Annotated in this window: 12 protein-coding genes; all 12 read right to left on the bottom strand. The window is 69.0% G+C overall.

The genetic code is table 11. The annotated features are described in order from the left end of the window. Nucleotides 1-21: 21 nt before the first annotated feature. Complete coding sequence (locus tag CFB18_RS05755; RefSeq protein ID WP_088570848.1) at nt 22-933, bottom strand: DnaJ C-terminal domain-containing protein; 912 nt, start codon at nt 931-933, stop codon at nt 22-24. Nucleotides 934-1,112: 179 nt separating this feature from the next. Then, a complete protein-coding gene (locus tag CFB18_RS05750; RefSeq protein ID WP_088570847.1) occupies nt 1,113-1,673 on the bottom strand; it encodes a 2-oxoacid:ferredoxin oxidoreductase subunit gamma family protein in 561 nt (186 codons plus the stop codon). 48 nt (nt 1,674-1,721) lie between these two features. After that, nucleotides 1,722-2,510 carry a thiamine pyrophosphate-dependent enzyme gene (locus CFB18_RS05745; RefSeq protein WP_088570846.1) on the bottom strand — a complete coding sequence of 263 codons (789 nt, stop codon included), beginning with the start codon at nt 2,508-2,510 and terminating at the stop codon, nt 1,722-1,724. Nucleotides 2,511-2,530: 20 nt separating this feature from the next. Next, complete coding sequence (locus CFB18_RS05740) at nt 2,531-3,691, bottom strand: 3-methyl-2-oxobutanoate dehydrogenase subunit VorB (RefSeq protein ID WP_088570845.1); 1,161 nt, start codon at nt 3,689-3,691, stop codon at nt 2,531-2,533. 16 nt (nt 3,692-3,707) lie between these two features. Beyond that, a complete protein-coding gene (locus CFB18_RS05735) occupies nt 3,708-3,956 on the bottom strand; it encodes a 4Fe-4S dicluster domain-containing protein (RefSeq protein ID WP_088570844.1) in 249 nt (82 codons plus the stop codon). Between the two features lie 350 nt (nt 3,957-4,306). Then, a complete protein-coding gene (locus tag CFB18_RS05730; protein ID WP_088570843.1) occupies nt 4,307-5,890 on the bottom strand; it encodes a glycosyltransferase family 39 protein in 1,584 nt (527 codons plus the stop codon). Then, complete coding sequence (gene amrB, locus CFB18_RS05725) at nt 5,887-7,104, bottom strand: AmmeMemoRadiSam system protein B (protein ID WP_200808098.1); 1,218 nt, start codon at nt 7,102-7,104, stop codon at nt 5,887-5,889. Before amrB ends, CFB18_RS05730 begins: the two co-directional genes overlap by 4 nt. Nucleotides 7,105-7,243: 139 nt before the next feature. Further along, the gene (locus CFB18_RS05720) at nt 7,244-8,311 is read right to left on the bottom strand and encodes a D-alanine--D-alanine ligase family protein (RefSeq protein WP_088570842.1); all 1,068 of its coding nucleotides are present in this window, start codon (nt 8,309-8,311) and stop codon (nt 7,244-7,246) included. Next, nucleotides 8,287-8,856 carry a GNAT family N-acetyltransferase gene (locus CFB18_RS05715; RefSeq protein WP_088570841.1) on the bottom strand — a complete coding sequence of 190 codons (570 nt, stop codon included), beginning with the start codon at nt 8,854-8,856 and terminating at the stop codon, nt 8,287-8,289. Before CFB18_RS05715 ends, CFB18_RS05720 begins: the two co-directional genes overlap by 25 nt. After that, nucleotides 8,825-9,922 carry a D-alanine--D-alanine ligase family protein gene (locus tag CFB18_RS05710; protein ID WP_088570840.1) on the bottom strand — a complete coding sequence of 366 codons (1,098 nt, stop codon included), beginning with the start codon at nt 9,920-9,922 and terminating at the stop codon, nt 8,825-8,827. Before CFB18_RS05710 ends, CFB18_RS05715 begins: the two co-directional genes overlap by 32 nt. 24 nt (nt 9,923-9,946) lie before the next feature. Further along, nucleotides 9,947-11,050, bottom strand: a complete 1,104-nt coding sequence (locus CFB18_RS05705; RefSeq protein WP_088570839.1) for a D-alanine--D-alanine ligase family protein — start codon at nt 11,048-11,050, stop codon at nt 9,947-9,949. Continuing rightward, complete coding sequence (gene kamA, locus CFB18_RS05700; RefSeq protein ID WP_088570838.1) at nt 11,050-12,417, bottom strand: lysine 2,3-aminomutase; 1,368 nt, start codon at nt 12,415-12,417, stop codon at nt 11,050-11,052. The genes CFB18_RS05705 and kamA overlap by 1 nt, the downstream gene beginning before the upstream one ends. Nucleotides 12,418-12,715 lie beyond the last annotated feature (298 nt).

The following is a 12,715-nucleotide window of genomic DNA, read 5'->3' as shown; positions in this document are numbered from 1 at the left end:
CACTCGCGTAACCCCTCGCCCTCAACGCCCCTGGCGCATGCGGGCCAGCTCGGCGAAGAGCTCCCGCTCCCGGGGGGTCAGGTTCCGTGGGATCTCCACCGTGACGCGGAGATACAGATCGCCCCGCTCCCCCGGCCGGTTCGGGGAAGGCATGCCCTCCCCACGCAGGCGGATCAGCGCCCCGTTCTGGGTCTCCGGCGGGATCCGCACCATCAGGGTCCGTCCGTCCAGGTGGCGGAAGGGGACCTCGCCGCCTAAGACTGCCGTGTAGAGATCCACCGACAGCGGGGCGTAAAGGTCCTGATCCCGGCGCTCAAACAGGGGATGGGGGGCGACCTCGATCACTAAGTAGAGATCCCCCGGTGGGCCGCCGTAGCCGGGCTCCCCGGCCCCCGGGACCCGCACCCGAGATCCGGTGCGCACCCCGGGCGGGATGCGAACCTCCAGCCGCCGCCCGTCCTGCGTCCGGACGATGCGGGTGGTCCCCCGGAAGGCCTCCTCCAGGGTGAGGGTGAGGGGCTGCTCCACATCCCGCCCCCGGCGCCGCGTGGCCGTCCATCCCCGGGTCCGCCGGGGCATCCCGCCGAACAGCATTTCGAAGAAGTCGGAGAAAAGATCCTCCAGGTCCCCGACCTCCACCCGCACCCCGCCGGGCTGGACCCAGGGGGACCAATCGAACTGGCCGGGATCGTAGCCGGCCCGGCGCCAGGCCTCATACTGGCGGCGGAGCTCATCGTATTTGCGCCGCTTCTCGGGGTCCGAGAGCACCTCGTAGGCCTCGTTGATCTCCTTGAATTTCTCCTCCGCCGCCTTATCCCCCGGGTTCACATCGGGGTGGTATTGGCGGGCCAGCTTGCGGTAGGCCCGCTTGATCTCCTCCTCACTGGCATCCGGGCTTACGCCGAGGATGGCATAGTAGTCCTTGAACTCCATCGCGCCGCTCCGGTCTCCCACACGCTCGATTCGTTCTGGGATCCGCGCAGGGATGCCCTGTGCTCAATCCGGGATTTTAATCCATTTGCCGGAGGAGAGATCAACAACAGGGAAACCATCCCGGCACGGGGAGGCCCCAGAAGGGCCTCCCCGTCCCCGATGCGTGAAGGGGGATCCGCTTAACGCGGGAGGACGGCGAGGGCTTCCTGAGCGGCGCGGGCCCCTTCCCGCAGGGCCCGGATGTTCTGCTCGATGAGATGCCGATGGCGGCCCGGCATATGCTCCCGCAACGCCTGCTCCACCTGGTCCAGCGTCAGCACCGGGAGCCGGGCGAGCAGAGCCCCCACCAGCACCATGTTGGCCAGCCGCCGATCCCCCAGGGCCTCCGCCATCTCGCTGGCCGGGAGCGCCACCACCTCCAGATCCGTCCGCTCCACCGCCCGCCCGGCCATGGAGGCGTTCACCACCAGGAGCCCTCCCGGCCGGACCAGCGGCTCGTATTTGTCCAGGGAGGGTCGGTTCATCACGATGGCGGCGCGGGGATGCTGCACCAGGGGCGATCCGATCTCCTCGTCGGAGATGATCACCGTGCAGTGGGCGGTCCCCCCGCGCATCTCCGGCCCGTAGGAGGGGAACCAGGTCACCTCCTTGCCGGCGTCCATGGCCGCGTAAGCCAGCACCTGCCCGGCGAACAGGATACCCTGGCCGCCGAACCCGGCGATGACGATCTCGACCTGCATCCGCACCTCCCGGATCTCTCAGGATCGATCGGCTCTCCTGCGCCACCCTCAGACTCGCAGGGCCTTCAGCTCAGGGGCCACCTTGAAATCCCCCAGGGGGAAGACCGGGATCATCATCTCCTCCACCCAGTGCATCGCCTCGATGGGCGAGAGCCCCCAGTTGGTCGGGCAGGTGGAGAGCAGCTCCACGAAGGAGAAGCCGAGGCCGCGCCGCTGGGCTTCGAAGGCCAGCCGGATCGCCTTCTTCGCCAGGCGGATGTTCTTCGGATCGTGGAGGCTGCGACGCACCACATAGCTGGGCCCCTCCAGGCCGGCCAGCAGCTCCGCCATGCGGATGGGATAGCCCGAGCGGCGCACGTCCCGACCCTGGGGCGTGGTGGTCGTCCGCTGGCCGGGGACGGTGGTCGGCGCCATCTGCCCGCCGGTCATCCCGTAGTTGGCGTTGTTGATGAAGATGACGGTGATGTTCTCCCCGCGGGCCGCCGTGTGGATGATCTCCCCCATCCCGATGGAGGCCAGGTCCCCATCCCCCTGGTAGGTGAAGACGATGCGGTCCGGCAGCATCCGTTTGATGCCGGTGGCCATCGCCGGCGCCCGGCCGTGGGGGGCTTCCACGAAATCCACATCGAAGTAGTTGTAGGCGAAGACGGAGCAGCCCACGGAAGCCACCCCGATGGTGATCTCCCGCAGGCCCATCTCCTCCAGGACCTCGGCGATCAGGCGATGGGCCACGCCGTGGGTGCACCCCGGGCAGTAATGCGTGTGCACCTCGAGGAGGACGCGCGGCCGCTCGTAGACTTTCTCGTAAGTCCGCTCCAGCGGGATCGTCGCCACCATGTCGGATCTCCCTCCTTCCCTCAGGGGTTCGCCGCTTCCCGCATGCCGGATGGGCCGCTTCCGTTGCCCGCCCCCCACATCCCCATGCGGCGGAACCAGGCCTCACGGGGATCGGCCTCAGGGGGCGGCGGCTCCCGGACCAGGCGGCGGATCTCCTCCAGGATCTCCTCGGGGAACGGCACCACGCCGCCCATCCGCCCGTAGAAGGCCACCGGGACGCGCCGGGCCACCGCCAGCATGACGTCGTCCAGCATCTGGCCGGCGTTCATCTCCACCACCAAGAAGGCCTCCACCTGACGGCTCAGGGCCTCGATGGCCGCATAGGGGAAGGGGCTGAGGGTCAGCGGACGGAGCAGCCCCACCCGGATGCCCTCGGCTCGGGCGGCCCGCACCGCCGAGAGGGCCACCCGCCCCGCGATGCCGAAGCTCACCACCACCTGCTCGGCGTCGTCCAGGTAATATTCCCGATAGCGCACCTCCCGGGCCTGGATCTGCCGCCAGCGCTCCAGCAGACGCCGGTTGGTCTTCTCCTCCTCATAGGGGTCGAGGTAAATGGAAGTCAGGACACGCCGGGGGCGGCCCTGAGCGCCGGTCACCGCCCACTCCGGGCGGGTCCGTGGGGGCTCGCGCATCGGCGGCAGCTCGGCGGGCTCCATCATCTGGCCGATGCTCCCATCCGTCAGCACCACGGCGATGGTGCGGTAGCGCTCGGCCAAATCGAAGGCCAGGACCGTGAGGTCGATGGCCTCCTGCACCGTCGCCGGGGCCAGAGTGATCACCCGGTAATCCCCGTGGCCGCCGCCGCGGACAATCTGGTTGTAATCCCCCTGGGAGGGCGCGATGTTCCCCAGGCCGGGGCCGCCGCGCATCACGTCGATGATCACACAGGGCACCTCCGTGCCCGCGATGTAGGAAAGGCCCTCCATCATCAAGCTGATGCCCGGACCGGAGGAGGAGGTCATCACCCGGGCGCCGGTGCAGGCCGCGCCGTAGACCATGTTGATGGCCGCGATCTCGCTCTCCGCCTGCACGAACACCCGCCCCAGCTCCGGCATGCGCCGGGCCATATACTCCAGCAGCTCGGTCTGTGGGGTGATGGGATACCCGAAATACGCCTCGACGCCGGCCCGGATGGCCGCCTCCGCCATCGCCTCGTTGCCCTTCAGCAGCTCCCGCGCCATGCTCGCCTCCTTATCCTCACGCCACCGCCTCGGGCACCCGCGGGCGAACCTGACGGTAAACCGTGATCGCCCCCTCCGGGCACACCACCGCGCACACCTCACACCCGGTGCACCGCTCCGGATCGAGGAGCTGCGCCGGGTGATAGCCCTTGAGGGTCAGACGATCCGATGCCAGCCCCAGGACCTGCTGCGGGCAGAAATGCACGCACAGCTCACAGCCCTTGCAGAACCGCTCGTCCACCTGGATCCAGCCTTTGACCGCCATGGGGAGCCTCCCGGAAGGATCTGGGATTCTTGCAGGGAGAGGAGAAAGGAGAAGGGGCTCCGAAAACGGGAGGAGGAGGAGGGGGAACTTCACCGGCGCGGGATATAAAAGGAGGCCCTCGCTCGATCGCCCGCCGCCCTTCCCCCAGCGCCCCGGGCGGCGGAGGATCCAGCCCCCACGGAGAATCCTGGGCTCATCCCTGCGCCGCACGCCGCTCATGGGAGATCGAGGAGATGAACACCTCCTTCACCTCTCATTATAAACCGAATCGCCAGGATGTCGAGCCTGTCTGATCGAAAATCAGATCTTTTCGATCATGTTATTGATCCAAAATCTGAGCGCCCGACAGGCTATGGGAGATGGAACCCTTCGTAGCGGCGCACCTCCACCAGGGTGAAGACCCAGCGCGCCTGGAGCTGGCCGTGGGCGTCCAGCCAGCGGCGGACCAGGTCGCGGTCATCCCACATGGCGGCTTCGGAGTAGATCAGCCAGACGACCTCGTGGCCCCGGATCAGGGCCCGCATCCGGGCGTCGACCTCCGCCTCTCCCATTGCATACGTTCCCTCGGGGGTCCGGTAGATCGTGGCCGGCGCCCAGGCGCCTTCATAGGGCCGGCGGAAGTAGTAATCGAAGACATGCTGGACATACCCGATGTGGAAGAGGATGAGATCCCCCGGGCGATAGCCCTCGGCCACCACCCGGGCGGCCGATCGGAAGTCCGATTTCAGTGGGAGCGCCGTCTGGGCCCAGAGGCCGACGGCCATCGGCGTCAGGACGCAGGCCAGGGCCATGGCGCGCGGGAGCCGCCCCGGGATCCGGGCCCAGCCCGCCGCGGCGAGGGCGAGCCAGGCCGGCGCCGCGGCGATCAGATAGCGCTCGACGAAGAGGGGACGACACAGTGAGATCAACGCGAGGAAGGCCCACGGGCTCAGGGCCCAGATCCCCAACGCGGCGCGGAACCGCCCGCCCGCGCGCCCGGCCATCAGCCCCAGGGCGACCAAGGCGGAGAGGGGGATCCAGCCCCAATCCGGGAAGCCTCCCCACACCCCCACGCTGAACCCCCAGGCCAGCATCCCCAGGCCCTGCAACGGCGGGACGCGGGGGAACCCGGTCTCGCCGCAGGCCGCGCGGAGGCCCCCACCCCACTGAACGATTTGAGGGACCTGCCAGGCCAGGAGGGGGAGATCGACGAGGAGCACCAGGCCGAGAACCAGGACGAGGAGGCGCAGGGACCTTCGATCCGCCCGATGGATCCCCAAGGCGAGCAGGGCCGGCACGAAGAGGACGAACAGGATGTGGCTGTAGAGGCCCAGGGCGACCCAGAGGACGGCCTCCAGCCATCCGCCGGGATCCCGGCGGGCGGTCTCCACCGCCCCCCATGCGGCCAGGAAGAGGGTCACCAGCAGGGCATACATCTTCGCCTCCTGGCCATACCAGACCAGGAAGGGGGAGAAGGCCAGCCCGAGGGCGGCCATCCGGGCGACCGGCTGCGGCAGATGCCGGCGGAACAGGGCGAAGCCCAGGGCGACGCTCAGGACCCCCAGGGCGGCGGAGGGGAAGCGGAGGGCGAACTCGGAGTCGCCCGCCAGGCGGACCCACTGGAACAGCCCCAGGAAATAGAGCGGCCCGTTGAACCCGGGGCGGGCGAGGAGCTCCGCCAGCCGCGTCCATCCGGCCCCTGCCCCGACCCGGAAGGCCGCCGCGACCTCGGCGGTGAGATCGCGGCCGAAGCGCAGGGCGTCGACCTCATCCCGCCAGAGGGATTGGGCGGTGAGCCCGCTGACGCGGAGGGCGAAGGCGGCCAGCAGCAGGAGCAGGATCCGGGAATCCGGGCGCCGGGGGCGCCATCGCCGCAGCCCCGCGAGGGCGCGGCCGAGGCCAAAGCTCAGGCTCCATCCGGTGAAGAAGGCGAGGAGCGCGCCCGTCCCGCTCATCGCCAGAGGATCCCGCAGATCGAGACCACGGAGGTCCCTGCCTCATCGGCGGGGCAGAGCTCATAATCCACTAGCTCCCCGGTGGTCGGCTCCAGGAGGCGGAGGGCCAGGTAGATGGGGGAGACCCCACAGACGTTGTTCCGATCGCGAGTCTCCCGGATCCGGGCGAAGAAGCCGGCGGCGTCCCCGGCGACCATGTGGGCGATGAGGGATTCGTCCTCCGCCTTCAGGCGCGCCCGCCCGCGCAGATCCAGCGGACGCCCTCCGAAGGCCGGGCCCACGTGGGAGAGATCCCCCGCGGCGACGACCACGGCCCGTCGTCCGGCGACGGCCGCCCGCAAGGTCTCCAGGAAGCGCGCGATGCGGGGATCGTCCATCGGATCGAGATCGCCCTCGATGAAGGAGACGAAGGGGCCGCACAGGATGGGCACCAGCTCCACCGGTTTCTCCTCGCGGATCGCATGGAGCCACACGGCAGCCAGCTCGATGGAGTGCTCGCCGCGGTGGCGGAGCTCGCCGGCGAAGGCGGCCTCCTCCCCCAGGGCCCGGGCCAGGGCGTCCACGATGGGCTGGGCGGTGGGCAACACCCCGAAGGGCGTGGCGTAATGCTGTCGGGTCAGGGTGATGGCGCCGTCCTCCCCGTAATGATCCGTCCCCAGGAGGATCACCAGGTCCGCCTCCCGGACGAAGGGGGCGGCCCGGGCCCAGGCCCGGGCGTAGGTTCGGCCGCCCCGGGCGTAATCGATGTGGGGGCTGAGCAGCCCGCGCCCTTCGGAGACGGGGTCGTCCGGCGCCGCCGCTTCGTGGAAGCGGCGGATCATCCGGCGCAGGTCCTCCGGGTCGGCGGGGTAAACCTCTCCGGCGAGCATCGGCGGGCGGAAGGGGGCGCGGCGGTAGTCCTCCAGAGCGCGGGCCTGGGCCTCGGCGAAGCGGGAGTTGTCCAAGAGATACAGCTCGTCCAGCGTGGCGATCAGGGCGCGCAGCGCCTCCTCGTCGACCCGGACGCCGTAGCGCACCATCAGGGCGGCCCGGATGGCCCGCAGATCCCGGGTGCCATCGCATAGGGCGAGGACGGGGGCCAGGGGTTGGGGGATGAGGACCATCTGGTCCGAGAGGCGGAGGGGATCCCGGACCAGGATGTAAGAGCGGCCGTTCCGGTTCATCGGCCGCAGATCCACCGGCCGCAGCTTCGGATACCGCACCGCCTCGCCCACCGCACTCCTCCCCAGGATGGTATCGCCGGATGGATATTGTAACCCAGCGGTTTCCCTCTTAAAGAAACCTTGGGGGACTGGAGATTTCTCCAGTCCCCCAAGGGCGAGGCTTGAGGATCCGCATCCACCCACTCGAGTCTCATGTCCTCACCCCATCCCCAGGCGGGCGAAGGGGGGGGGAGACGGAGACCGGGGCCCGCCGGCGGCGCCGGGCCAGGGCGATGCGCAAGATATGCACCGCCATCCGCCCGTAGTCATACCCCGCCGCCGCCGCCGACCGCACAAACCCTGCATCCGGCGATAGATCCGGATTCGGGTTCACATCGATCACATAAGGCGTCCCATCCGGCGCCAGCCGGATGTCCACCCGACCGTAATCCCGCACCCGCAACGCCCGATACGCCAGGGCCGCCACGTGCACCACCTCCGCCTCCGTCCGCTCGTCCAGCGGCGCCGGCACCACCGGAACCGTCCGTCGATACCGCTCGCTCCCCCGATCCCACTTGGCGGACTGATCGACGATCCGCTCCTCCCCGGACAGGCCGTCGAAATGGATCTCCGAGATCGGCAACGGCTCCGGATCCCCGTTCCCCCACAGGCTGACGTTCAGCTCCCGACCCGGGATAAAGGCTTCCACCAGGGCCGGCTGCCGGAGGACCTCCAGCACATACTCCACCCGCTCCCGCAGCGCCCGGGGAGATGAGGCCACCGCCTCCGGGGTGATCCCGATGCTGCCGTGCTCCCGCGCCGGCTTGACGATGGCCGGAAAGACCTCCCACCCCTCCAGGTCCGCCAGCCGATGACACACCCGCCAGGCCGGCGTCGGGATCCCGTTCAGCGTGAGGAAAGCCTTCATCAGGGCCTTGTTGCCTGCCACGGTCAGCGCCCATGGGCCGGACCCCGTATACAAGAAGCCCTGCGCCTCCAGGGCGCGGGCCACCCGGGGCTCCCCATAGGGATCCCCCTCTAAGGCCTCGCACCAGTTGAACACCACCCACTCCTCGGGATCAAAGCCCTGCAACGCGCCCCGCACATCCCGACGGACCTCGACGGGACGGACGGTGAGGCCATGGGCTTCCATCCCCTCCTGCATTCTACGCGCGCACTCCCGGGCATACTCCTGATCTTCCGGAGGCCATGCGCCATCCATGTTGTAGAGCAGGATCACCTGACGCACGGTCCTCAGGCTCCATGGACGCCGGGACATCCTCCCTCCTCCGGAGACCGGGTCCTCGCCTCCGCCGCCGGCGCGCTCGCCTCCGACGAAGGCCCCAGACCCTTCAGATACAGGGCCAGCCCCTCGCCGGCCTCGTAGAAATCCTCCACCACCGCGAGGAGCCGGAACCCATGCCGCTCATAGAAACAACGGGCCGGCGCATAGGCCGGGGTGGTCGCCGTCTCCACCAGGATCCACCGCCCGCCCTCCCGCCCCACGTGCGCCTCCATCGCGCGCAGCAGAGCCGTCCCGATCCCCCGCCGCTGGGCCGAGGGGTCCACCAGCAGCCAGTAGAGATCCCAGGACCAGCGGGTGAGGGGCCGCCGCCCGTAGCAGATCAGCCCCCGGATCTCACCGTCCCGCTCCTCCGCCCACACCCGGAAGTGATAACCGCTCTCCTCGAAGCCTCTGCGGCAGGCTTCCCGAAAGATCTCGATTAACGTCTCGATTTCCTCCGGCCGGAACACCCCACACCGCTCGGCCAACGCCCGGATGGCCGCCTCCTCATCCGCTCGGGGCCAGCGAATAAGCGACATCGATCGCTCCCATCGGGACAGGATGAAGTTGCGGCGCCTCCCGTCGGCGGGCGCGCCGCTCCCACGCCAGGCGGATCAACCGCTCGGCCAGCATGCCGTAGGAGTAGCCCGCCGCCCGCGCGGCGTTCACGAAGCCGCTGTTCGGCGCCAGGCTGGGGTTCGGGTTGACCTCCAGCACATACGGCGTCTCCCCCTGCAGCCGGATGTCCACCCGGGCGTAATCCCGACAGCGGACCGCCCGGAAGGCCCGCAGGGCCGCCTCCCGCACCCGGGCCGCCCGTTCCTCCTCCAGCTCCGCCGGACAGCGCACGGGGGTCAGCTCGTATTCCTCCGAGCCCGGCAGCCACTTGGCGGCATAGGTGCACACCCGCCAAAGGGGGTTGGGGATGCGGGAGTAATCCACCTCCGCCAGGGGGAGGACCTCGAGGTTCCGCCCGCCCCACAGGGCCACGTTGAACTCCCGCCCGTCGATGAAGGTTTCCACCAGGGCAGGCTGGCGGTAGACCCCCAGGACGTACGCCACCCGCGCCCGCAAGGTCCCCTCCTCCGTCACCACCGCCTCCCGATCGATCCCGTGGCTGGCGTCCTCCATCAGGGGCTTCACGATGGCCGGGAGGGGGATCCGGAGGGGCTCGTCGGGGGTGTGGAACACCTGAGCCGGGGGCGTCGGCAGGCCGGCCGCCCGCAGGCGGGCCTTCGCCCGCGCCTTGTCCAGACAGAGGGAAAGCGTCGCCCCTGAGGATCCGGTGTAAACGAAACCCCGGGCCTCCAGGGCCACCGGCACGGCCGCCTCCCCCTGGGGGCGGCCTTCCAGGGTCTCGCACAGGTTGATCACCAGGGTTTCCCGGGGATCGAAGGAATCCAGCGCCCGGTGAAGGGACTCCAGGTCCCGGATCCCCCGCGCCTCCACGGGCCATCCGCGCTCGGCGAGGGCCTCCGCCATCGCCTGCGCCGTCCAAAGCACCTCCTCGTCCGCGATCCCATCGCGAGGCTCCCCCCGCGGGAGCCGCTCCACCACGCTATACAGGATCAGCACGCGACCCGGCATGGTCGAACGACGGCGCATTGGTCGCTCCCTTAACCGGCGGATTCACGCCGCGCCCGCCGCCACGGCCGTGGGGACCACCGGCTTCGGGGACAGGCCGTAGCGACGGCAGGCCGCCTCCAGGATCCGAAGGATCAGGAGCTCGTAAGACATCCCATCGGCCCGGGCGTTGAGCACCATGTCGCTGTAATGCGGGTTCAGCCCGGGCAGCGTGTTGATCTCCAGCAAATAGATCCGCCCCGTGGCCGCGTCGATCCGCATGTCCACCCGACTCATGTCGCAGGCCCCGATGGCCCGGAAGGCCTCGAAAGCCAGCCGCTGGGCCTCACGTAGCAGCGCCCGGTCCAGCGGCGCCGGGCAAAGATAGCGGGGTCCCAGGGGCATCTCGGATTTGATGTACGACGTGTAAAGCCCCCGCTGATCCGGAGGGCATACGCTGAGATCCACCATCATCGGCGGGAAGACGTGAACGCCCCCCAGGTCCAGTCCCTCCTCGGTGGCCCATCCTCCCGGAGGCCGGAGCCACGCCGCATCCCCCTCCACGTTCCCGATGAGGCCTACGGTGAGCTCCGGGCCGTCAATGAAGGCCTCCACCAGGGCCTCCTGCCGGTAGGTCCGCAGGATGTAGGCCACCTGCTCCCGCAACTCCGCCTCGGTCGTCACCACCGACTTCGCCGAGATCCCCATCCCGCTCCCCTCCCGGTTCGGCTTGACGAAGAGCGGGAAGGAGAGGCGGGGATCCAGGGGCTCATCGGGGCGACGGAAGACCTGGAAGGGCGGCGTGGGCAGGCCCTCCGCAGCCCACACCCGCTTGGTCATCGCCTTGTCCAGGGAGATGGCCAGGGCCAGGACCCGGGAGCCCGTGTAGGGGATGCGCATCATCTCCAGCATGGCCGGGATGTGGGCCTCCCGGGAATCCCCCCAGTAGCCCTCGCAGATGTTAAAGCAGATGTCCGGCCGGAACCGACGGAGGGCCTCCGGGAGCTCCAGGTTGCCCTCGAAGATGGCCGTGGTGTGGCCCGCGGCCTCCAGGGCCCGGGCGATCCCCTCCACCGTCTCCTCCGAGTCCAGCTCCGCCCAGGCGTCCGGCGGATCGTCCGGCCCCTTCGGGGCGTTCCGCTTGAGGTTGGCCAGGACCGCCACGCGCATCACAGCACCTCCCCGTTGACGACCGGGAGGGGCTCCCCGATGATCAGGGGCATGGTTTCGGTGCCTCCCGTCTGGAGCCGCCGGTGCACCGCCTGGAAGCCCTCTGGGGCGATGGTCATGGCGTCGCCCTGGAGCAGCCCGAAGATCCCGCGCTGGCCGGGCTCCGGGCGCTGGTTCCGGCAGTACTCGCACCGGCTCGGGTCGTGGGGCGTGTAATCCGTGGGCTGCTCGTAGGTGCTGATGAAGCCCTCGAAGTTGCGCAGCACCACCCGGCGCTCGTTCATGGCCAGCAGGTAGTTAGGCATCACCGGCACCTTGCCGCCCCCGCCCGGCAGGTCGATCACATACGTGGGGATGGCGTAGCCGCTGGTGTGGCCCCGCAGGGCCTCCATGATCTCCAGCCCCTTCGAGACCGGCGTGCGGAAGTGCCCGGCCCCCTCCACCAGATCGCATTGATAGAGGTAATAGGGCCGGACCCGGCGTTTGACCAGCTCGTGGACCAGGGCGCGGATGATGTGAGGGCAGTCGTTGACCCCGGCCAGGAGCACCGTCTGGCTGCCCAGGGGGATGCCCGCGTCAGCCAGCTTCGCCAGGGCCTCGGTGACCTCCGGGGTGAGCTCCTTGGGATGGTTGACGTGGATGTTCATCCAGAGCGGATGATATTTGCGCAGCATGGCCACCAGCTCATCGGTGATCCGCTGCGGCAGGAAGATGGGCACCCGCGTCCCGATGCGGATGATCTCCACATGGGGGATCTCCCGCAGCCGGCGCAACAGGTCCTCCAGGATCGGCTGGGGGAGGATCAGCGGGTCGCCCCCGGAGAGCAGCACGTCCCGGATCTGGGGCGTGCGGGCGATGTATTCGATCTGCCGGTCGTAATCCCGCCGCCCGAAGTTGGCATGGGGATCGCCCACGATGCGGCTGCGGGTGCAGAACCGGCAGTAGCTGGCGCACTGGGTGGTCACCAACATCAGGACCCGGTCGGGATAACGATGGACCAGCCCGGGGACTGGGGAGTGCTGGTCCTCGGCGAGGGAGTCGGCCATCAGGCCCGGCGTCGGCTCCAGCTCCCTGGCTGTGGGGATCACCTGACGCCGGATGGGGCAGTTCGGGTCCTCCGGGTCGATCAGGGAGGCGAAATAGGGAGTGATGTCCATGCGGAACCGGTGGGTGGCCGCCGCACCGGCCTCCTCTTCCGGGGTGAGCCGGATGATCTGCTTGAGCTGTTCTACCGAGTTCAAGCGATGAGTGAGCTGCCAGCGCCAGTCATCCCAGAGCGCATCGGGCACATCCCGCCAGATCGGCGCCCGCGGGCTGCGCCGCTTCCCACCAGGGGGCTCCTCCTCCAGGCGCTTCCGCTCCTCCATCTCCTCCCGCCTCCGGATACAGGATGATCCGGGAAAGGCCAGACCAGCCCTCCCACGAGCGGGATTTTACTCTATACCTGCCCTCCCATGCGTTAAGAAAACGTGTAGGTTCCGTGAGATTTCGGTGAACATTATTCATCTACGAATTTCGATAAATCGATAGTCGTCAATGAATAGATCTTGGGTAGATCGAGGGAGATCGCCGGAGAGGGGTCTTTCGCCGCGTGGAGGAACGGGGTATAGTCGGGCTCTTGAAGGAAGCGGGCGCCTTCAGGCTCGCTCGAACCCGTGGTCTTCA

Origin of the sequence: Thermoflexus hugenholtzii JAD2 (assembly GCF_900187885.1) — a bacterium.
In the GTDB taxonomy this organism is placed as follows: Bacteria; Chloroflexota; Anaerolineae; order Thermoflexales; family Thermoflexaceae; genus Thermoflexus; species Thermoflexus hugenholtzii.
The sequence above is the reverse complement of the archived record's forward strand: the minus strand, read 5'-3'. Positions and strand labels throughout refer to the sequence as shown.